Source organism: Cellvibrio sp. PSBB023 (assembly GCF_002007605.1).
Taxonomy (GTDB): Bacteria; Pseudomonadota; Gammaproteobacteria; order Pseudomonadales; family Cellvibrionaceae; genus Cellvibrio.
The window spans coordinates 210,228-231,776 of record NZ_CP019799.1 but is presented as its reverse complement, the minus strand read 5'-3'; the positions used below and the strand labels follow the sequence as shown (position 1 = coordinate 231,776).

Annotated in this window: 24 protein-coding genes; 9 read left to right on the top strand and 15 right to left on the bottom strand. The window is 47.7% G+C overall.

From position 1 onward, the window contains the following. From B0D95_RS01065 to B0D95_RS01040, 6 genes are all read left to right on the top strand, one after another. Positions 1-420, top strand: coding sequence for an IS3 family transposase (locus B0D95_RS01065; RefSeq protein WP_149867841.1), 420 nt, complete (start codon positions 1-3; stop codon positions 418-420). A 50-nt stretch (positions 421-470) separates the two neighbouring features. Beyond that, entirely contained in the window at positions 471-818 is a 348-nt protein-coding gene (locus B0D95_RS20345) for a hypothetical protein (RefSeq protein WP_149867840.1), read from the top strand. A gap of 165 nt (positions 819-983) precedes the next feature. Then, positions 984-1,319, top strand: coding sequence for a hypothetical protein (locus B0D95_RS01055; RefSeq protein ID WP_078042153.1), 336 nt, complete (start codon positions 984-986; stop codon positions 1,317-1,319). Positions 1,320-1,520: 201 nt separating this feature from the next. Next, positions 1,521-1,904: a TIGR03067 domain-containing protein gene (locus B0D95_RS01050; protein WP_078042152.1), complete on the top strand. Its 384-nt coding sequence runs from the start codon at positions 1,521-1,523 to the stop codon at positions 1,902-1,904. 151 nt (positions 1,905-2,055) lie between these two features. Further along, positions 2,056-2,421, top strand: coding sequence for a hypothetical protein (locus tag B0D95_RS20340; protein WP_149867839.1), 366 nt, complete (start codon positions 2,056-2,058; stop codon positions 2,419-2,421). A gap of 121 nt (positions 2,422-2,542) precedes the next feature. Further along, the gene (locus B0D95_RS01040; protein ID WP_078042150.1) at positions 2,543-3,100 is read left to right on the top strand and encodes a hypothetical protein; all 558 of its coding nucleotides are present in this window, start codon (positions 2,543-2,545) and stop codon (positions 3,098-3,100) included. A 174-nt stretch (positions 3,101-3,274) separates the two neighbouring features. Here the strand turns inward: B0D95_RS01040 and B0D95_RS01035 are convergent, their stop codons facing one another. The 3 genes from B0D95_RS01035 to B0D95_RS01025 form a co-directional block, all read right to left on the bottom strand. Further along, positions 3,275-4,252 carry an alpha-E domain-containing protein gene (locus B0D95_RS01035; protein WP_078042149.1) on the bottom strand — a complete coding sequence of 326 codons (978 nt, stop codon included), beginning with the start codon at positions 4,250-4,252 and terminating at the stop codon, positions 3,275-3,277. A gap of 3 nt (positions 4,253-4,255) precedes the next feature. Beyond that, positions 4,256-5,701, bottom strand: coding sequence for a circularly permuted type 2 ATP-grasp protein (locus B0D95_RS01030; RefSeq protein WP_078045574.1), 1,446 nt, complete (start codon positions 5,699-5,701; stop codon positions 4,256-4,258). Positions 5,702-5,890: 189 nt separating this feature from the next. Continuing rightward, the gene (locus tag B0D95_RS01025) at positions 5,891-6,502 is read right to left on the bottom strand and encodes a 2OG-Fe(II) oxygenase (RefSeq protein ID WP_078042148.1); all 612 of its coding nucleotides are present in this window, start codon (positions 6,500-6,502) and stop codon (positions 5,891-5,893) included. Positions 6,503-6,656: 154 nt separating this feature from the next. On the opposite strand from B0D95_RS01025, the gene hemN reads away from it, so the two are divergent. Then, on the top strand, positions 6,657-8,060 hold the full coding sequence (gene hemN, locus B0D95_RS01020) for an oxygen-independent coproporphyrinogen III oxidase (protein WP_078042147.1): 1,404 nt from the start codon (positions 6,657-6,659) through the stop codon (positions 8,058-8,060). A gap of 119 nt (positions 8,061-8,179) precedes the next feature. On the opposite strand, the gene B0D95_RS01015 is transcribed toward hemN, so the two are convergent. From B0D95_RS01015 to B0D95_RS01005, 3 genes are all read right to left on the bottom strand, one after another. Further along, positions 8,180-9,124 carry an ROK family protein gene (locus B0D95_RS01015; protein ID WP_078042146.1) on the bottom strand — a complete coding sequence of 315 codons (945 nt, stop codon included), beginning with the start codon at positions 9,122-9,124 and terminating at the stop codon, positions 8,180-8,182. A 147-nt stretch (positions 9,125-9,271) separates the two neighbouring features. Continuing rightward, positions 9,272-10,240, bottom strand: a complete 969-nt coding sequence (locus tag B0D95_RS01010) for a family 43 glycosylhydrolase (protein ID WP_078042145.1) — start codon at positions 10,238-10,240, stop codon at positions 9,272-9,274. A 57-nt stretch (positions 10,241-10,297) separates the two neighbouring features. Next, positions 10,298-11,518 carry an ROK family transcriptional regulator gene (locus B0D95_RS01005; RefSeq protein ID WP_078042144.1) on the bottom strand — a complete coding sequence of 407 codons (1,221 nt, stop codon included), beginning with the start codon at positions 11,516-11,518 and terminating at the stop codon, positions 10,298-10,300. Positions 11,519-11,740: 222 nt separating this feature from the next. Between B0D95_RS01005 and B0D95_RS01000 the strand changes: the two genes are divergently transcribed. Next, positions 11,741-12,973, top strand: a complete 1,233-nt coding sequence (locus B0D95_RS01000; protein WP_078042143.1) for a sugar MFS transporter — start codon at positions 11,741-11,743, stop codon at positions 12,971-12,973. Positions 12,974-12,984: 11 nt separating this feature from the next. On the opposite strand, the gene B0D95_RS00995 is transcribed toward B0D95_RS01000, so the two are convergent. From B0D95_RS00995 to B0D95_RS00975, 5 genes are all read right to left on the bottom strand, one after another. Continuing rightward, positions 12,985-13,803 (bottom strand): class I SAM-dependent methyltransferase, encoded by an 819-nt coding sequence (locus tag B0D95_RS00995; protein WP_078042142.1) that lies wholly within the window; start codon positions 13,801-13,803, stop codon positions 12,985-12,987. Positions 13,804-13,886: 83 nt separating this feature from the next. Beyond that, entirely contained in the window at positions 13,887-14,537 is a 651-nt protein-coding gene (locus B0D95_RS00990; RefSeq protein WP_078042141.1) for an energy transducer TonB, read from the bottom strand. A 102-nt stretch (positions 14,538-14,639) separates the two neighbouring features. Continuing rightward, positions 14,640-15,974, bottom strand: coding sequence for a M56 family metallopeptidase (locus B0D95_RS00985; RefSeq protein ID WP_078042140.1), 1,335 nt, complete (start codon positions 15,972-15,974; stop codon positions 14,640-14,642). A gap of 287 nt (positions 15,975-16,261) precedes the next feature. Further along, a complete protein-coding gene (locus B0D95_RS00980; RefSeq protein WP_149867838.1) occupies positions 16,262-16,693 on the bottom strand; it encodes a BlaI/MecI/CopY family transcriptional regulator in 432 nt (143 codons plus the stop codon). A 201-nt stretch (positions 16,694-16,894) separates the two neighbouring features. Next, positions 16,895-17,551: an OmpA family protein gene (locus B0D95_RS00975; RefSeq protein WP_078042139.1), complete on the bottom strand. Its 657-nt coding sequence runs from the start codon at positions 17,549-17,551 to the stop codon at positions 16,895-16,897. 245 nt (positions 17,552-17,796) lie between these two features. On the opposite strand from B0D95_RS00975, the gene B0D95_RS00970 reads away from it, so the two are divergent. Beyond that, positions 17,797-18,339 (top strand): protein phosphatase 1 regulatory subunit 42, encoded by a 543-nt coding sequence (locus tag B0D95_RS00970; RefSeq protein ID WP_244904648.1) that lies wholly within the window; start codon positions 17,797-17,799, stop codon positions 18,337-18,339. Between the two features lie 40 nt (positions 18,340-18,379). Here the strand turns inward: B0D95_RS00970 and B0D95_RS00965 are convergent, their stop codons facing one another. The 4 genes from B0D95_RS00965 to bamC form a co-directional block, all read right to left on the bottom strand. Further along, positions 18,380-18,649 carry a PilZ domain-containing protein gene (locus B0D95_RS00965; RefSeq protein WP_078042138.1) on the bottom strand — a complete coding sequence of 90 codons (270 nt, stop codon included), beginning with the start codon at positions 18,647-18,649 and terminating at the stop codon, positions 18,380-18,382. 141 nt (positions 18,650-18,790) lie between these two features. Continuing rightward, positions 18,791-19,501, bottom strand: a complete 711-nt coding sequence (gene purC, locus B0D95_RS00960) for a phosphoribosylaminoimidazolesuccinocarboxamide synthase (protein ID WP_078042137.1) — start codon at positions 19,499-19,501, stop codon at positions 18,791-18,793. 43 nt (positions 19,502-19,544) lie between these two features. Further along, positions 19,545-20,315: an MBL fold metallo-hydrolase gene (locus tag B0D95_RS00955; RefSeq protein ID WP_078042136.1), complete on the bottom strand. Its 771-nt coding sequence runs from the start codon at positions 20,313-20,315 to the stop codon at positions 19,545-19,547. Next, positions 20,316-21,527, bottom strand: coding sequence for an outer membrane protein assembly factor BamC (gene bamC, locus B0D95_RS00950; RefSeq protein ID WP_246841694.1), 1,212 nt, complete (start codon positions 21,525-21,527; stop codon positions 20,316-20,318). Positions 21,528-21,549: the final 22 nt, after the last annotated feature.

The window sequence follows — 21,549 nt, the reverse complement described above, 5'->3', positions numbered from 1 at the left end:
ATGGATCTATATTCGCGCAGTATTGTCGGTTGGTCGCTGGATACCGGTATGACAGAGGCGCTGGTCACCAATGCATTACGCATGGCGTTTGAACGTCGGGAAACTCAACCTGGACTAATCATCCACTCTGATCGAGGTGTTCAATATCGGGCGCAAAAATATATTGATTTTATGGTGCGTCATGGAGCCACTCCGAGTATGAGTAGGAAAGGCAACTGTTGGGATAATGCGCCGATGGAATCCTTCTTTAGTCGCTTGAAAGTAGAGTTGATTTATACCCAGCAATTTCACTCGATTGATGAGGCTAAATCCAGTATCTTTGAATACATTGAAGTGTTCTACAATCGCTTGCGCCGACACTCCAGTATTGGTTATGTGGCACCCGCTGAGTTTGAACGAAGGGCAGCGCTAGCTGCATAGTTAGAGTGTCTACTTTTTGTGGGTAGGACCAAAAATAGGAGATTAAAGAAGTGAAAAAGGTTTTGGCAATCGTATCGTCAGTTTTAATACTTAATTGTGCGGAGGCTGCGACATGGACAAATGGCAACCAAGCAGTTGATGCCACAATTTGGCGGCCAGGATATCACGGATTTTATGTTACACAACAAAATTTTCATGATCCGGAAGGTTGTAGTACTTCCCCAACACAATATTTGTATCTATTTGATCCTGCTTTTGAGTCATCAGATCCAAAAACAGTTGATAGACTATATTCTATGATTCTAACTGCACAATCTACCGGAAAAAAATTAAACGTTTTTGTTGATGGTTGTCTGGGTGGGTTTCCAAAAATTACAGGTTTACAGCTAAATAAATAATTTCTAACAAGTCGCTCAAGCATCGCCACTTCGTGGCTGGACAGTTTTTAAGTCGCAGCTTTGTGGTTTTGCTGCGCAAAAGTATTCCACAAAACCACAACTTAAAAACTGCCGCTTAGCTCGGCGCTATAGCACCACATATCAACCATCATCAATGAGGAAATAATGAAAAACCTAATTTATCTATTGTGCCTTGTTTACCTATCCTTAATATCGTTTAACTCTTTCGCAGCCAGAATTGATAATACAGTCATTCTGGGTATTCAAAATGGAACGTCTGGCGATTTTATTATCACGCTGCCGCCCAATTCGGATCCTAAGTGCACAAATGGAGGTGTCTATTTCTATGTTGCGGCTGGTCAAAATGGTCTAAATTCTGACGGTGTTAAAGTTTTATTATCTCTGGCGCTTGTTGCATATAGTTCGGGCGTTAAAGTTCACGTTGTATATGACAATTCGACTCAGGCCTGCTTTGTTTCTTCAATTAATGTTTTAAAGTGAATTCATATTCTAAATTGTATTTGTTTCAGAATCGGTCTGCGTGAAATCAAAAGTTAGAGCTATAACAAGCAACCCGCGCATCGCGTGCGCTGGACAGTTTGTAAGTCGCGGCTTTGTGGTTTTGCTTCGCAAAAGCATTCCACAAAACCACAACTTAAAAACTGCCGCTGAACTCGGTGATCAAGTAAGGAAAAATAGAAATTGAGCATTGAAACGGAAAAAGAAGAATATAAAAAATTTACCGGGCCATGGGTTCAAACAAGCTGCAACTCAGATGGAATTGAAAATCCAAATGAGGCTTATGGTCTAGCACCTAGCGTAACTTTTAATGAGAATACCTTTTTGGTTGCTAGTACAGAGGGCACCATTCTAATAAAAGGAACCTTCTCTCTGAATACCAATACCACACCAAAGGAAATAAACTGGACTGATACATATGGACATGATGCTGGAAAAACATTCCCAGCTATATATGAAATTAGTGAAAGTACCTTGTCGTTCTGCGCTGCAAATGAAAACATGTGTAGGCCTCAAGCGTTTGAGCCTAGAATAGGTCACACCATACGAATCTTTACGCGCCAATAAAAGCAAGTAGATTGGGCAGCCATGCCCAATAATGCGTTTCAATCATAAAAATGTTGGGCATTACTGCCCAACCTACATTTAGTGACAGCTTCCGCTCTTGGCCGAATAGCTGCACCATCCTTACTTGTAACTGGCTATTTGAGTCCACCTAATGAAACTATTACTTTTAGCATTACATTTAATGCTTTTTTCAGGATGTGCAGCATACGATGACTGGAAAATGGATAACGATGTGAAGAAAATGCGCGCCGAAGTACTAAAAAAAATTGACGTTGATGCGTGCAAAAGATCTGGCGGAAAAATTGAAGGAGTAGGTATATTTGGAATTCCCTCCTGCGTGGTGTACTACCAAGACGGAGGAAAACCTTGCAGGTCAGATAGCGACTGTGAGGGTATATGCTTTAGCCCTGAAAATACAGCAGCCACAGCCATATGTGAGCGCAGTGAGCATGATCGTTTTGGCTGTTATAGTGCAGTTGAAAATGGAGAATTGCATTATTCTATCTGCGCAGATTGAGCCTATTAGCTGAGCTGGTGCTTGATGTCAGCCAAGGCCGCTCTACTACCTACGGCGGCTTGCTTCGCGAAGCCGCCCTACTACTCCATCCTAATGTGTCATTAATTATTCAAGGAAAATAATGAAACGTTTTTTATCCATATTGTTATTGGGCCTGACTGCCAACCTAAGCCATGCGCAGGACGATTTACCGATGGTTGTGCAATTTAAATTTGCGCCTTGGGGTACGATCATTGCGGATGAAGATGAGTTTGAATATGGGGAGTATGAAAAATACGATAGGGATTTTGAGCGGAGTTTGAGCATAAAACTTATTTTGCCGCGCATACCGGTTTATATTGCTGCAAGCCGGAATGTGACGCAACTGGAGCAAGAAATACCAGACGTAAAAGTGGAAACCTATTCCGTTGGTTTTGGTGGAATTAATTATGACCCCTATGCCTATGACTCGGGTTTGTATTTGCTGGGCAGTGTGGGCGCGGGCATTGGTAAATTTAAATTCAAAGACCCCGATTTAAACGATTGGGAGGCGATGTTTGAAGCGAATGGCGAAGTGGGGTTGCGGATTCAGGAGAATTTATTGATCGGCGTGGGTGTGGATTACCAATTATTTGGTGAACCCGGCGATACCAAAGCGCACTACTGGAATTTATATGTGAGCACAGGTATTACCTTCTAAGCTGAACCAACTATTTCCATTGTATTGTGGGTTTCACCATTCGGTGGTGAGCACATAAAGAAACATTTTTTTACAAAGGCAAAAAAAAGACCCCGAAGGGTCTTGTCCAAGTAGGACTATACGCAATTCAACGCTAACGACAAAAAACAACTAAATACGGATACAAGAATCATGCTATGCGGATTTTTGTTCCTGTGCCTGTGCTACCACTACCGGCAAAAACCAGGTTTCAGCAATACTGAAGTGCAAGCTACCAATTGCTAATTGCAGTTCATCAATGTATTCATGTAAACCGGATTGCAAGAGTTCATCCAAATCCGCCTCATCCAGCTTGTGTTGAATACTGACAATAGAAGCGAGCACTTTTTCGCTGTTCGGCAGCGCCCATAAACACTGCTCCAATTGTTTTAGGCAGTGAGCAACCGCGCGCGGGAAATCCTCATTTTGCAGTAAAAATTTAACAACTGCATTGGCATTAACCCTGTCGCGGACTTGCTGGCGATACATTTGGTAGGCACTGAGTGAACGCAAGACACTCATCCACAAAATATTGTCGTAAGGTTCCAGGACTTCGGTGCCACCAATAGATAGGTGCGGTAATAAATTCACCAAACCGGCATCCACAATGCGGGTGGTCATGTCGGCACGTTCCAGGTTGCGCCCAATACGAATTAAATCATAGGCGTTGTTATGGCTCATGCAACCAGACAACAAACCGGTAAACTGCTGCACACTGCTAATGACATGCAACAAAATAATATTGCGATCGCGACGCGAGGTCACCTTGTCGGCGCGTTCACGAATATAGTGGTATAAATCGTTAATTAATTCCCAAGCTTCCATGGGCATAATTTCGCGGGTAATCCGCGCATTTTCACGGGCAAAGCTGAGAGAGTTAATGAGTGAGGCGGGATTCTTTTTGTCCGCCAAAATAAAATTCACAACGGTTTTTTCATCCGCCAGTTGGGTGTCACCACGCTCAAAATAACTGCCGGTTCCACTGATATCAATTAAGGAGCCCCACCCCACGCGCACACCGGAGGGTAAGTCCAACAACAAATTGGAATTGACATTCACAAGGCGCGCAATATTTTCACTGCGCTCCATGTAGCGACCTAACCAATAAATACGTTCCGCAACACGAGACAACATGGTTTAGTCCTCCACCACAATCCAGGTATCTTTACTGCCGCCACCTTGCGATGAGTTCACCACATAGGAACCCTTACGCATTGCCACACGGGTTAAGCCGCCGGGTGTAACGTGATGTTCGCGGCCTTGCAATACAAAGGGTCGCAAATCGATATGGCGCGGTTCGGCATTGCCGTTGGTGAGAATGGGGGCAGTGGATAACGAAATTAATGGCTGTGCCATGTAATTGCGCGGATTGGCTTTAATGCGCTCGGCAAATTCCGCGAGTTCTTTTTTACTCGCCTGCGGGCCGATAATCATGCCGTAACCGCCGGATTCATTCGCGGGTTTTACGACTAATTGGTCGAGGTTGGCGAGCACGTAGTCGCACTGCTTTTTATCCACACACAAATAACTGGGCACATTGGGCAGTATGGGTTCCTCACCCAAATAATATTTAATCATGTCCGGCACAAAGGTGTAGATGACCTTGTCATCTGCCACGCCGGCACCTGGTGCGTTGGCGAGTGCAACATTGCCTTTTAACCAAGCACGCATTAAACCGCGCACACCTAACACCGAGTCCGGGTTAAACATTTCCGGATCTAAAAACAAATCATCAATACGGCGATAAATAACATCCACACGCTTTAAACCGTCGATGCTGCGCATGTAAACGCAGTCATCACTGTCCACCACCAAATCACTGCCTTCGACTAATTCCACACCCATTTGTTGGGCAAGGTAGGAGTGCTCAAAATAGGCGGAGTTATAAATACCGGGAGTAAGTACCACGACTTCCGGGCGTTCGGATTGCCGCGGCGAGAGCGATGCGAGCGTGTCAAATAATTGATTGGGGTATTCTGTGACCGGCACAATATTGTGGTTTTCAAACAGCTCCGGAAATACACGCTTAGTTACCTTGCGATTTTCCAGCATGTAGGACACACCGGAAGGGACACGCAGGTTATCTTCCAGCACAAAAAAATCGCCTTTGTCATCGCGAATTAAATCACTGCCGCAAATATGCGACCACACGCCGTAAGCGGGTTTCATGCCGATGCATTCTTTGCGGAAATTGACCGAATCTTCAAACAGGTAAGCAGGCACAACACGATCTTTAATAATTTTTTGATCGTTATAGATGTCGTTAATAAATAAATTCAGGGCAGTCAGGCGCTGGATTAAACCGCGTTCCGTTTTTTGCCATTCACGCTGGGGAATAATGCGCGGGATAATATCGAAGGGCCATTCACGATCGATGTTGCCTGCATCGCTGTAAACCGTGAAAGAGATACCCATGGTTTTAATGGCGAGCTCCGCCGACAGCTTTCGTTCCTGCAATTCAGCGCCGGTCAGGGAGGCGAGATACTGGGCGAGATGTCGGGTTTCCGGACGGGCGTAGCCGGGCGCGCGAATCAGTTCATCATAGAAATGGCCAGAGTGGTAATCCTGCCAATCTATTTTCATTTCACTCATAGTGACTTCCTTTAACATCGCGGCCTCGCTCTCTAGAGTATGCGCTTTTAGCATTGTTATAGCGCCCGCCGAAGTTCCTCCCTGATATCCATTTCTCCCATCCCCGGAGAATTTCAGCAGGCTACATTCGGCTGTTGCAATAAGGTTGCCAACACATACTCAATGGTGCTTAAGCGGGCATCACAGTGGTTTTATCCGAAACCAACCCGCAATACTCTGGCGCCGGGCTCCTGCGGGCAGCACTTCATGCGGGAAATCTTCACTTAAGAACAACACCAGCCTGCCATATTCTGGTGCAAGACGCAGCAATTCATTCTCGCCTGCCTCATCATAGAGCACCAATTCACCGCCGTTGTTTGTGTCCCAGTCGGGATTCAAATACAGCACGGTAGACAGTTTTCGTCCCGGCTTGCCTCTGAAAGCATCGCGGTGTTTTTGATAAAACGCGCCAGGTTCATAGACGGCATAGTGGCTTTCATAATCGAACAACCCCAGAAACAAACGCTGGTTAATCGCCTCGCGCAGCTTATCCATCCAGGATAAAAATTCAGTGACAGCGGGCACGCCAGGTTCTAACCATTGAATTGCATCACCACGAATACGGTTATCGAGCTGATAGTCACCCTGGCGCCCGACACCTGCCCGACTGAGTGCCGTCTCTTGCTGCTGTAAATTCAGCAATAAGCCCGCGAGCAAATCCGCTGGCAGGGGATTTTCCAACACCAGATAACCTTGATCGGCAAGGGCATCGGCGATGGTGTCATAGAGTGAATCAGGGCAGGCATGGGTCATGGATCAGATCATCGGTAACCGGGGGGGGTAACGCCACAATAGCAAGGCTAAGGCAATTATTCAGATAGCCTGCATTATAGGCTTGATCCATATCAAGTCACGGCGGCGCGCAAGTTTTTACCATGCACGCAAGACTCGCCGGGGAATGTTGCCAATGTCACTTTTTATTGAACCACTGGATTGGGATCAAGCACTGCTACAGCGCTATGATCTGGCTGGCCCACGCTATACCTCCTATCCGACTGCACCACAATTCCAGGAGGCCTTCAGCGAAACTGCATTGCGCAATGCTATTACTCGCAGTAATAGCGCGCAGCGCCCGCTGTCGCTCTATTTCCACATCCCCTTTTGTGAAAGCCTGTGTTACTACTGTGGCTGCAATAAAATTGTGACCAACAATAAAAGCCGTGCCCGCCCCTATTTGCAGCGCATGATTCAGGAGCTGGCGCTCTATGTGGATTTATTTGATCAACACAAACAGGTAACACAACTGCACTGGGGCGGCGGGACCCCCACCTTTATCAGTGATGAAGAAATGTCGCTACTGATGAACGCCACGCGCCGATTATTTCAATTAGCCGATGACGATAGCGGTGAGTTTTCTGTGGAAATACACCCGGGACGGGTCAGCGTAAAAACCATGGCGCATTTGCGCAACCTTGGTTTTAATCGCGTCAGTATGGGCGTGCAGGATTTTGATAGCCGCGTACAGCACGCTGTTAATCGCTACAACACACTGGAGCAAGTCAGCGAACTCAGCAACGCCTTGCGCGCGCAAGACTATAAATCCATTAGCATGGATTTAATTTATGGTCTGCCGCTGCAAACCCTTGCCAGCTTGCGCGAAACCCTGAGTAAAGTTATCGATTTGAATCCGGATCGCTTGTCGCTGTTTAATTACGCACATATGCCTCATTTATTTAAAAGCCAGCAATTAATTAAGGAGCAGGATTTACCTGTCGCCAGTGCAAAATTGGACATGCTGCACTATGCGATTCACACCCTGGAAGCAGCGGGCTATCGCTACATAGGCATGGATCATTTCGCCAAACCGGAGGATGAATTAAGCCGCGCTCAGGATGCTGGAAAATTACAGCGCAATTTCCAGGGCTATTCTACCCACGGCGACTGTGATTTATTGGCTGTGGGCGTTTCATCCATCAGCATGATTGATAATGTTTACGTGCAAAATGCCAAGGAGTTAAATACTTATCAGCAAAAAATGGATATGGGCTTATTGCCCATTAGCAAAGGCTTTACCTTGAATGCAGAAGATCAATTGCGCCGCTTTATTATCAACCGTTTGATTTGCCATTGCCGCCTGGATTTTGCGGAATTAAAAACCTGCTTTGATATCGATGCCGCACATTATTTTTCTGCTGAGTTGGCACAACTGGCACCCATGCAGGCCGATGGTTTATTGACTATCAATAGCCAAGGTATTTATGTGCACAATAAAGGGCGCTTGTTAATTCGCCGGGTATGCATGGTGTTTGATGAGTACCTGCAAAAAGCCAAACAGGATTCATCCCGCATTCGCTATTCAAAAATTATTTAACCAATCACACTTACAATTAAATAAACAACCATAAAAAAACCCGATGCGATAACCGCATCGGGCATAAAAAGGCAGAAAATTCTGCCACGACAAGCTGGATACAACAGACAAGCAAAAATCTATGTGCGTAGCGAGCTATCCTGTGCATTCAATTGCTGCATCGCCAAATCAAGCGCGCCAACAATACCGGCTTGCCCCGCAAGCCCGGTAGGTACAATGTACTGATCTATTTGTGCCAGAATTGATTCCGGCGCATAACCATTAATCAATTCAATAAACTTGCGGCGAATCAATGGAAACAATAATGTCTTTTCCATCACACCGCCGCCTAAAATAATTTTTTGCGGTGAAAAACATTGGGTGAGATTCACACACATGGCCGCCAGATAATGCGCCTCCAAGTCCCACGCCGGATGATCATCAGCCAGGTGTTTTCCATTCACTCCCCAACGCTGCGCAATTGCAGTGCCGGACGCCAGCCCTTCCAAACACCCCACATGAAACGGGCAACAACCCTGGTAACTATCCAGCAGCAATTCCCGCGGCATTAACATATGCCCTACTTCCGGATGGGTTACGCCTTGCAGCAACTGGCCGTTAATCACAATGCCAGCACCAATTCCAGTTCCCACGGTGACATAAATAAAATGGCGACAGCCTTGTGCGGCACCGGCAATCAACTCACCCCAGGCAGCGCCGTTTACATCGGTTTCAAACGCAACCGGCACCTGAAATGCAGCGCGAAAATAGCCGCAAATATCTGTATCAGACCAACCTGCCTTGGGGGTTTTGGTGATAAAGCCATAATTAGGCGCACGGCGATCCAATTCAACTGGACCAAAACTGGCAATCCCGATTGCCGCCAAGGTCGCACCGCGAGCACTCACGGCGCCATTAAAAAAATCGCGCACAGCCGCCAGGGTTTCTACCGGTGTTGTTGTGGGAAATGCGGCTTTTGCCAACACATTTCCCTGCATATCCGCCAGGGCACAATTAAATTTGGTTCCGCCCGCTTCAATCGCACCGAGCAACCGCTGATCAACTTGTAACACCCCAGACTGCATAACACTCTCTTCAAGGCGCACGGCCACGCATCACTTATTCTTGGAAGCAGTTCTACACCGCCATTACAACTAATTAAATCACTGTGATTTAATATTATCAAGAGGCAACGAAAGTATTTTTGCAGCCCTGAGGTTTGTTGCGCAGGATTAGTCCAGTAGCGACAAGCTGCCGTCTTCAGCAATAGCGACTTTGACGGGGTCGATAATATTGCCGACAAATTGCCCCTGGGTATCGTTGCCCATAAACGCCATAAGATACCAGGCATCGTCAGGGCCTTTAATCAAGCGACCGGAGTAGAGACCATCCTGTTTCGGGCCGGTTAAAAACCCGTTCCCCAGGCATTTATAGGGGCCCATCATGGCGTCGGCGACAAAATATTTCACGCCAGTTTGCGGTTCGCAGCCGGGTTCAGCCTTGTGTTTGGCGGAGTGAAAACGCGTCGATACCGAACAGAAGAGGTAATAGCGGGAACCGATTTTTTCGATTTGTGGCACTTCCATTTCACCAAACCAACCCGGTGCAAGAAAGGCATCACCCACTGTCCAGTCTTTCAAGTTGGTGGAGGAGGCATAGCCAATAGCGCCGCGACCATCCGGCTCACCGCGATTGACACGACAGGTCACCAGCATGTGATAGAGCTCTTCTTGCGGGTCTTTCATCACCCAGGGGTCGCGCCAGGAGGCATCGTGCCAATATTCCAGCTTCAAGCCGTCATACCAGCGCTCATCCAGCTCTACGACAGGATTGGTATCGCTTTTGGTCCAGTGAATCAAATCGGGCGAAGTTGCCAGACAAACCCGCTGCACCAGGCCTTTCTCGGCACGCTTGGTGCCGGTGTAATACATGTACCACTGGGTGCCAACCTTAATCACACAGCCAGTCCAGGTGGTGAAGGAATCCGGCGCATTGTCATCGCCTTGGGTGGGTGCGATGGCATCAGGCAGCAGCGTCCAGTCGCGCAAGTTTTTGGAAACCGCATGGCCGACCGACACATTCCAGTGGCGCAAATCCGGGTTTTGCAGCGCCTTGTCGGCCTGTAAATAAAACATGTGGTAATCAGTGCCATCCACGGCGAACCAGAAATCCCATACCCACTTATCGCTGAGCTGCAACACAATTAAACTCCTCAAACACACTTTATAAAACGTCAGGTTGCAGCACAGACCAGGGATTTATGATCGCTGATCCGCACTGGCCTGATTTGTCAGCATCACCGTGGTATCCGGTGAAAAATTCGCATAGAACGGCAGAATGGCGCCGCCAATCGCACGGGCATCAACGCCCAGCGTACCGGTCAGGATTTCCGGCAAATACACACCCGTCGGTGTGAGGTTCGCCACCATGGCGCGCAACCGCTCAACCAACTGCGCGACAATTTCGCGCGGCAAATTGCCATCCAGCACAATCGCCTCAAAATCCAGCACCCCGGTTGCCGAAAAAATGCCAAAGGTCAGTGCCTGTGCACAATCGTCAATCCATTCATCTACCGCCTGCTGGGCCTGCGGCAAAACACCCGGTAACTCTGAAATATTGTTGATGGGAAAACCGCGCGCGTTTAAATGACGGCGCAACACGTAAATAGAGGCACGGTTGGCAAGCACATCAAACGGTCCGGTCAATGGCGGGGCCGAATCCAGGGTGGAAGGTGATACCGGCATGGACGCCAATGCCCCGGAATTGCCGTGCACGCCACTTTCCAGATTGCCGCGCAATACCACTCCGCCGCCCACAAAGGTGCCAATAAATACATATAAAAAGTTTTTAACCTGACGCCCCAAACCAAATTGCAATTCGGCAATGGCGGCGGCAGAGCAATCGTTTTCCAAAAAGATCGGCAAACTGATTCGCGTGGCCAGCTCCTGATCAAACTTCAGCGAGTTCCAGCGTGCCGCCAGCTCATCGCTCATATTCAGTTCTTGCTGCCACCCCCCCATAAACCAGGGCATTGCCAACCCCACGCCCACCAACCGGGCGCGCTCTTCTTCACTCAGGGAACCTTGTAAATAACTCACACCCTGCTCTACTTTCTCCAGCAGGAAATCCGGGTTGGGGACATTAAATTCATGGGCTACCTTGCCGATCACATCGCCACCAAAGTCCATTAACAGTATCTGGATATCATTGCGCCCTACATTCACGCCAATCGAAAAGGCACCCCGGGCGTTAATGCTGTACATGGTGGAAGGCTGCCCCAGGCCGCGCTGCAGCTTGCCGCGCTGCTCAACCAGCCCTGCACTTTCCAGATCATCAATAATGCGGGTGACCGCTTGTGGCGTAAGGTTTGACAGGCGCGCCAGCTCAAATTTGGACGCCAAACCAAGGCTGCGCAATGCGCTGATTAGCACTCGCTCGTTATAACGGCGCAAACCACTCGAATTACTTCCCTTACTCATAGCGACCTCTTTTACCCGAACGGAATATTAAAATTATCTTTTATGAAGTATTCGAGTTGACTTAATTAAACCACTGTGAATAAATAAGTCAACAAGTTTGTCAATAATACGCGTTTAGGTGCCAGACTCAAATGCTGTACTAGCATTAATACGCACATAACTTGTTCATAACAGAGTCCAATAACTCACAATAAATGGCTAAATTCGCAAGGGGTATATCCCATGACGTCTGCACATCAGGAGCACAACCTGGTTCTTATCCGGTGGCTCACCTTTTTAATGTTCACCATGTTTGCTATGACAACCGATGCAGTGGGCGTCATCATTCCTGAGATTATTAAAGAGTTTGACCTCAACCTCACCCAGGCCAGTGCCTTTCATTATGCGCCCATGATTGCCATCGCCTTCAGCGGCATTGCCTTTGGGTTTTTGGCAGATCGCATCGGACGCAAATACACCATTTTGATTGGCCTTGGGCTATTTGCGGTTTCCTGTTTTTTATTTGCACTTGGTGATTACTTTGAATTTTTTGTCGGCCTGCTGCTGATATCCGGTTGTGCGATTGGTATTTTCAAAACCGGCGCACTGGCCTTGATTGGCGACATATCCACCTCAACACGCGAACACACCCGCACCATGAATACAGTCGAAGGTTTTTTTGGAGTGGGCGCAATTATTGGCCCAGCCATAGTGGCCTACTTGTTAGCCGCCAAAGTATCGTGGATTTATTTGTATATATTTGCAGGATTCATTTGCCTGCTGCTGATTGTGATTGCCGCGCGGGTAAATTACCCACGCCACAAGCCCTGTACCACACAAGAAAAAATTGATATCAAACGCACACTGAAAATGATTCGCAACCCCTATGCGGCAGGCTTCTCTGGTGCCATTGCACTCTATGTCGCCACCGAGGTCGCCATTTATGTATGGATGCCCACACTCCTGAAAGAATATTCCGGCAACGCCACCTGGTTCGCGACTTATGCTTTAACAGTATTTTTTGTCCTGCGTGCTGGCGGCCGTTTTCTGGGTGCATGGATTCTCACTAAATTCAGTTGGACATCCGTTATGGCTGTATTTAGTAGCTGCATTTTTTTATGTTTTTTAGGCAGTATGCTGGGTGGTGTTAACTACGCCGTTTTTCTGTTGCCGTTGTCCGGTTTATTTATGTCCATGATTTACCCCACGCTCAATTCAAAAGGAATCAGCTGTTTTAATAAAACAGAACATGGTTCAGTCGCGGGTGTTATTTTATTTTTTACGGCGGTGGCCGCTGCACTCGGCCCATTGCTGATGGGCGCCGTTGGCGATTTATTTGGCCACGTGCAATACGGCTTTTATCTGGCTACAGGTTTTGCGGGGTTCCTGTGCGCCGCCATGATGTACAACTGGATAAAAAATCCAGCAGAAAAACAATTGTCGCAATTGGAAATTACACAATACGGCAGCCATTAAATACAAACGGCTTACTCACTATTGAGTCGCTCCGGTAGTTTTTTCAGGGTGTAAATATCGTAGCGGCTCGACTTCCCTTCCAATTGATAAGATGGCACCTGATTATTTAGCAAGGGCGCCTTACGTGGCCGTTTTACCACAACACGGTAATTCACATGAGCCAGCGCCAATGGCAAGAGTGAATCGGCATCGTCATCTTTACCAACGACGGAATGAAAAGCCGCCATTTCTTTTTTAACATCTGCGGTTTTGTGACGCTCGGGAAACATAGGATCAAGGTAAATGACATCTGGAAATTGTTCCGGCGTAAGCGATTGCAAATACTCGCGGCTATCCTGCGCGGTCAATTGCATACGCTGCAACACACCCAATAATTCCGGGTCTTGCAGTGCATACTCACGTGCACGCTGAAGGCCATCACTCAACAAAGTATGCACAATGGGCGAGCGTTCAATCATAGTCACCGCACTACCCAATGTTGCCAGCACAAAACTGTCCTTCCCCAAGCCTGCCGTTGCATCCAATACATGAGGATAAACACCGGCCTTAATCCCAACGGCCTTGGCAATCATTTGTCCTTTACCACCACCAAATTTGCGGCGATGATCAACCGCACCTTCCGTAAACTCTGCCAGAATGGGCCCCGGCGCCTTGCGCCCGGTCTGCTGCAACGCCATTGCGTCTGGCGATATCAATAACACAAACGCCACATCATCAATTGCCGTTACATCGCGCTCGCGTAATAACGGCAGAGACCACTGCGCCGCCAGCGCCTCTGCCTGTGGCATTAATTCAGGATAGTTACACAAAAGCGCTAATAAATTTGTCATAAAAAACCAAAAACAACATCAAACCATAATGGCGGCATTATCGGCCCCTTACCCGACTGCCGCAATCATTTGTTAATAGGGCACTATTGCTCCATGTTGAAACGAACACGGTCTTTAACATCCGGCGTTTTTACTGCTACGCCCTCTACAACATTTGGTTTGTATTTCCATCCACTCACCGCCTTGATCACACTGCGATTAAAAATCGAAGACGGAACTGCCGCCAGAATACGGATGTTTTCTGTCGTACCCAAGGCGGTTACATCAAACATCACATCCACATATCCCTCCACGCCCCTGGCAATAGCCGCTTGAGGATACTGCGGTGCGATGCGAATAATGGGCACCATCTGCCCTGCAATACTAAAGGTTTCCCCCATTATCGGCTTAACAAAAGTCATGCGCTCGCCCGGTAAAATACCAGGATTTAATTGCGCAATTACAGGTTCCTGTATTTCAATGATCGGGGGAGGCAAATGCTCAACCGGGCGCTGGGGTAACTCATCAAGTATTGTCTCGATAATTTCGGGTTGTTTCATTGCTACATCAGGGATTGGCGGTGTTGGCTTGGCGGGCTGCAACAGATAATCTTTATGTACCAACGAATGCATCGCATACAACAAGCATAAGGTCACTACCAGTGCGGCAGGAACAATACTGAAAAAACGCACCAGCAGTGAGTCACCGGACGTGTAATTAACGCTAACAGGCATTGCAGATAATTTGTTCATCATTGTTTCCTCTGAGTTTTAGGACTTTCGTTTTTTAGGCAAAGCAAGAACCTACCCGACTGAGGGCATAACAAAACATTCACAATACGAAGGGAGAATTAACGCTTATCGTCGTCGGGGAGCGACATCTGAAAAGCTATGGGCATGTGGTGGAACATCGTGTTGCAAGGTAAAACGAAAGAGCTCGGTTACGCCTTGCACAACGATGGGTTGACCATCAAACAATTGCGGTCTGTAATAGGATTTTCTTAATGCCTGCAAAACACTGCGATCAAAAATACCTGACGGTGAATGTGCAACAATGTGCGGATTAATAATGAAGCCTGTTGTATCTATCGTAAACTCAACCTGTACCCAGCCTTCAATTCCACGGTTCAAGGCAATTTGCGGGTACTCAGGCGTTACCAGTTTTAAAGGCAGATAGCCCTCTATTTGAATACGAGGAACTGACAGTGACTGATTATTTGTCAAAGCAACGCGCTCAAGCGCAGCCAACTCCGCCTTATCAGGCTTCACGCCAACAACCTGTAATTGCTCAATCAGCTCAATAGGTTCAGGCGCCGGGGTTGAGGCAGGCTTTAATGATTGCACTAGCGCCCAGCTGAATAATTCGCTGCGCGATTCAGTACTTGTTGGCAATAATTCCTGCTGTTGCTGCCATTGAATAATTAATTGTTGCGCGGCACTGGCATTCATCTGCGCCTGCAGTGGCATCCATTGCAAGCCGGAAAAAACCACCAGCACTAGCCCACTAACCAACACCCAATATTGTGCCGATTCAAGTGCAACAGGGTGGTGCGGACGCTGTTTATCAAGCACCGCCATAATACGTTGATGTATTGCTGAATGGCCGCGCATCTGTAGTGAACCATCATCTATCGGATGGTGTGTTTGCGCCGCTGCGATTGCCAATAAGTTTTGCGCATAGACAAGATGCTTATCGCGCAACTTATAGATGTAGTCATCGCATGCAATTTCTGCCTGTTGATAAAGCCGATATGCCAACCACCAGATAGGTAATAAAAACCAGAAAATAGCACAGGTAATTTTTACCACCAAACTGACTAACCAATCCCAACGGGCGATATGCCCTAATTCATGCATCAACACACTTAATTGTTTATCTTCATCCCATAATAATGCTGCCCGCGGCAACAGGATCACCGGATTAAAAACACCCCATGTCCGAGGCGAATCAATATCTTTTGCTATAAACAATCGAATAGGACGATTAACATCCACCAACTCCACCAGCGCTGTCACTTGTGCCAATAATTTCGCATCTGTCACCTTCTGCGCGCAAGCCAATTGCCGCCAAAGACCTATAACGCCCAACAATAAATAGAACAACATGCTGGTAGCAGGCAACAAATAACACGCCGCCACAATAAGCCACTGCGATGAAGAGAGCTCCGACTCCAACCAGGCACTCGCTTGCACGAGTAAATCGAAAAAAAACCACGGCGAACTCCCCAGAATGATTCTATCCTGAGCGGAATAATAGGCGTCAAACTTGCCAGTAGTGGCAACAGCAATATACCCACAAAACCAAGGCTCAAGACAAAATGCTGCAAAGCAGCCGACCTATTGCGCACGAATATCCACAGCAACAGGATTACCAATAAGAGCAGTGATGGCTTTATGATTCCCATGACGAGTAAATGAATGGCAACACCTGTATCCATAACCTTGCCTCTTACCTAAACACTAGAGGATTTGTCGGAACATTATTTGGCTGATGATTTGCCGGACTCTGCAGTCTCACTTGCTGCCGCATCATCAATTGCACGCTGCAACTGAATAATCTCGTCCGCACTGAGTTTGTCTTTGTTCATCCCTAACAGTGCATTTACCGCCGCCGTCGTTGAACCACCAAAAAATGTTTTCAATAGTTTTTGCAGCGCAGACACTCGCGCCTCCTCCTGAGCAACGCATGGAAAATAAATATACCGGGGGCCATCTTCTCGAAAATCAATAATCCGTTTTTCAACCAATTTCGCTAACAGCGCTCTGACGGCGGAGTAGCTTGGCGCATCAGGAATAGCTGCACGTACATCCTGTGCAGATAGCTCGCCAGCTTCAAATAATGCATCCATAATTTGTCGCTCGCGACGGCTAAGCTGGGCTGCTGCGGTTTTATCCATATCGTCTAATGTCATCTCTCTACCCATCCCCCCATGTAGTTATGGTTGTTGATTTTCATATGTGCTATTTTTTTAGCACCATGCTAATAAAATAGCACTCCTATCTTATGCGTCAAGCAAAAGATGCTAAAAAATTAGCACACTGCGCTATGCAAAACGCTGGGCAACAAAAAAGCCGCTGCGGTTTCCCGAGCGGCTTCTGTCAATCAATCAAATTTACTGTTCGTTAGGCACCAATTCCAGTTCTACGCGACGGTTTTGCTCACGTCCTGCTGGTGTATCGTTGCTCGCCACTGGGTAGCGTGAACCATAGCCGTAAGACTGGATACGTGTGCTGGCCACTTTCTGGGTACGTAGATACATGGCAACACTGTCTGCACGGCGCTGGCTGAGCGGTTGGTTAATGCTGTCGCTACCGGTTGAGTCAGTATGGCCGGTCACGCGGATTGAGGTCTGGTTAAACTCGGCCAGAACCTTGGCAACAGAGTTCAGCACAGAAAAGAAGTCTGAACGAATGTCAGCACTATTGGTGGCAAAGGTGATATTACCTGGCATCACCAGATACAGGTTGTTGCCATCGCGTCTTACTTGAACACCAGTGCCTTGCAGCTCCTGACGCAGCTTGGCTTCCTGGCGATCCATGTAGTTACCTACACCACCACCAATCACACCACCGATTGCAGCACCTTTCAGGGCGCGCTCGCGGCGATCTTTTGCATTGTCACCCGTGGCAGCACCGAGCACAGCACCAGCCAATGCACCAATACCGGCACCTTTAGCTGTCTTGCTGGTTTTTTGTTCGCCAGTGTAAGGATCGGTTGTTGTACAGCCAATCAGGCCAACAGATAACAACAGCGCGAGGATATATTTCATGATGTATCTCCAATAAAACAAAAGTGACTGTATTTATGCTTTCAGGTGAATTGACATGGTTAATCACCCAAGCAGGCGACAGGATTCAATCCATGCTCATGGTGGATCTGGTATTGATTTTTAACGACAGGAACTGAACCAATACTGAATTTGTAATTCTATCATTGCTGTGGCTCATGGATCTGATTAAAGTGACCATAAACCAGCATTTAACGCTCAGACTCTGCAATCCAGGAAAAGTTGTTATGCAAAGCAAGCTTCTATTTATTTCCGCAAAAATTCGTTGGGCATTTTGTGCTCTGATCATCAGCTTGTCTGTAAGCAGCTGTAAAAACTATTCGGTCAGTGTTAATGAGAATGTGGTGTATACACCGCCCTCCATTTTCAAAGATTTCCAAATAGCCGATCAACAACTGTTCGATTGTGTTCAACAAACTATTTACGATGCGCGTATCACTCGCGCAGAAGACCTGACCACGCTGAATTGCAGCAATGCAGGCATAAAATCCCTATCGGGATTGGATAAGTTTTTTGCGTTAAAAGAAGTGAATTTAGCAGATAACCAAATTGCAGACCTGAGTACTATTGGTAACCTGGGGCGATTGGAAATAGTGAAACTTCAGGGGAACTTGATTAAAAACCCCGCACCCTTGCTACAACTATTGCACTTGAAACAACTTGATCTGCAAGAAAACCCCATGTTGATCTGCAAAGACACAGCGCAGCTGATTGCCAACCAAAACAAAACCACTACCAGGATTTTATTGCCAGCTCACTGCGTTAACTAATATGCAGATGTGACAGCGGTGCGCATTTGCACACCGTTTATTAACTACGCACAAACATCAAGCCAATAGTGTTGCGCATTTGGTGTACGACACGCATACGCACTGGCTCCGCATTAATCGCACCCACGGCTTTTTTAAATTTCACCATGACTTCCGTTCCTACCGGTGGGCACACTTGATTTTCAATTTGTACCTGGGCACCACCATCTGAAATATCTTTTGCAAACCCCACAATAGTGCCAAAACTGGGGTTGGACATTTCGACCCTGACCGAGGTTGAGGTGCGCTCAAAAACGCGACGTTCATTCACTGTGCAGTCTCCATTACGATCTCCATTGGTGGCCAAGTAGCAGGGGTACGGCTATTGTATCGCTTGAGTATAGATACTAATCACTAAAATACACGACAATAAAAAAGGGGCAAACAGCCCCTTTTCACCGTTTGGAAGCACTTAGAATGTTAACCCCAAACGCTTTCCAACCATCTCATAAGACTCTACAACATTACCCAGATTCTGGCGGAAGCGATCTTTATCAAGCTTCTCGCGTGTATCTTTGTCCCACAGACGGCAACCATCCGGCGAGAATTCATCACCCAAAATCACCTCGCCTTTGTGCAAACCAAATTCCACCTTAAAATCCACCAACAACATGTTGCCTTCAGCAAACAGCGCTTTCAGGATGTCATTGATTTTAAAGGTTAACTCCTTCATGCGCGCCAACTGCTCAGGAGTGGCCCAACCAAAGGACTGCACGTGGGATTCGTTGACCATAGGGTCACCCAGGGCATCGTTTTTCAAAAACAATTCAAAGGTAGGAGGGTTCAATTCCAAGCCTTCCTGTACTCCCAAACGACGCACCAGTGAACCTGCAGCCAGATTACGCACCACACATTCAACCGGAATCATATCCATGGTTTTGACTAATACTTCGGTATCGGACAAGAGTTTAACGAAGTGGGTAGGAATACCGGCCGCTTGTAACTTGCCCATAATGAAGGCGTTGAACTTATTGTTCACCATACCTTTACGATCCAACTGCTCGATACGCTTGCCATCAAACGCTGAGGTATCGTTGCGGAATAACATAATCAAATGATCGGGATCATCTGTCTTGAAGATGGATTTGGCTTTGCCAGCGTAGAGTTGTTCGCGCTTTTCCATTGATAGGCCTGCTATTCAAAAGTAAAAATGTAAGAAATCGAATTTAAGAAACAGATAACCAGTCAAACCCCTGGTTTTGACACGCAAAAGTCACTTGTTTGACCTCGGCCGTGACGGGTGCCAAAGTGGCTTGCGCCAGCTCCAGCGAATTGTTTTGCTGACTGATATGCGCAATCACCAAATGCTGCAGGCGGGCACAGTCCAGACGCTGCAAAAAACCAGCGGCCTGTTGATTGCTCAAGTGCCCCCAAAGCCCACCCACACGCTGTTTGAGCGATGGAGGGTAATCACCGGACGCGAGCATCACCGGATCGTGATTTGCCTCCAGCACCATGGCATCCAGATCCTGATAATGCGCTTCAACGTGAGCGGTAATGCTGCCCAAATCCGTTAACACGCCAAGACGCAACCCGGCATACTCAAACACAAATTGGGACGGCTCACGCGCATCGTGCGGGACTGCCACAGGTGTCACCTGCAGTTGATTGATTTCAAATGGCTGGTAGGCCTCAATCAAACGCAAATCCGGCAAATCACCCAGGTTGCGACTGTGATAAGTGCCGGGGGTCATATAAACCGGCAAATCATAGCGCCGTGCCATGGCCGCAACACCCTTAATATGATCGGTGTGCTCGTGAGTCACCAGTATAGCGGTCAGTTCCTCTGCGCGTTTGCCCAGACGCTGCAAGCGTTCATTGGCTTGTTTAACACTAAAACCACAATCAATCAGCAGTGTGCCTGCACCCCACTCCACCAGGGTGGAATTGCCGCGACTACCACTGCCCAATGACGCAAAGCGTAGAGGACTCGACATTTAAATCAGGTTTTTACGCAACAAGGTCACCAGATGACGCGCTTCGCTGGTGGACAAACGCTTGCCATAAGGATCGCGCACACGCACCGTAAAATCGTTGTTTTTACCGGTAATCACAATCAAATACCCGGGAGCTTTAGGCAATACTTTTTCTTTCTTGCGCTCTGAACGCGGCGCGTCTTCAAACTCTTCGCCAGTCAGCATGTTGGTTTTAATCTGGGCAAGACTGTATGGCGTCGTCGGCGTTTTAGGCGTGAGGCCAATTCTAAACAAGCGCTTGAAGAAGCCTGGTTTGGCATCTTCCGGATCCAAATAATTCACGTAGTAAATGGCAGCGTCGGCATCCGCTTCAAAGGTGGTGAAACCATCTTGTTTGGCGGCGTAGGCCAAGGTGGCAAAGGCGCGGGTGCGATCCAGTTTGATTTGCATTGCCGGCTCGCCACGCAGCATGGTTAAACTGGCTTTTACCGAACCGCCAATAGACTGAGCCAAGAGTGATGTACCACCTTCGGCAGTTTCACTGGCCAGTGTTGCGGCCAACTCATCCAGCAGCCATTTTTCACGCTCGGCATTAACTGACTTGCGCGGCCAGCCCAGATCAGCCGCTGGCTTTTCCGCCTTGGGCACGCTCATGTGGATAATGTGCACTTCTGTCGTTTCCGGTTGCACGCCCTGATCGATTTGCAAACGATAGCGATCATAAGTTGTCAGGTCTGTTTTGAACTGCAACCAACTGGTCTCGATAATACCGCGGCTAATATCGGCACGGCTTACTGCCAAATTATTCACATTTAAAAAGTTGCGAATACGCGGCCAGACTTCGCCAGGTGCGGCGTTAAGCAAGATCCAGCTCTCACCACCGACGCGCTGGATTTTGACATTTTCCTGCTCCAGGTTGGCCGACAGCGGCATAGGGCGCGGCACTTCGTTATCGATAGCATCCGGGTCATAACCAAAATCCGTCGCGGTGATAGGCGGAATGGGATACAACTCACCCATGGCTTCCGAGTGCTTGCCCGCCGGTAGAACCAGAGGCGGAATATTATCGGCCTTCAGATAATCGCTCTCGCGATTGCGAAAAACGCCTTCTTCGCCAAAAAAGATTCCGCAGCCCGAGAGAGAAAAACCCAAGCTGGCAAGGATAAGCGCCTGTAGCGGACGGGTGAAACAAGAACCAGATATTTTTATCGTCATTGCGTTACGTAAACTCATGAATCATCTCATCGACAACAGC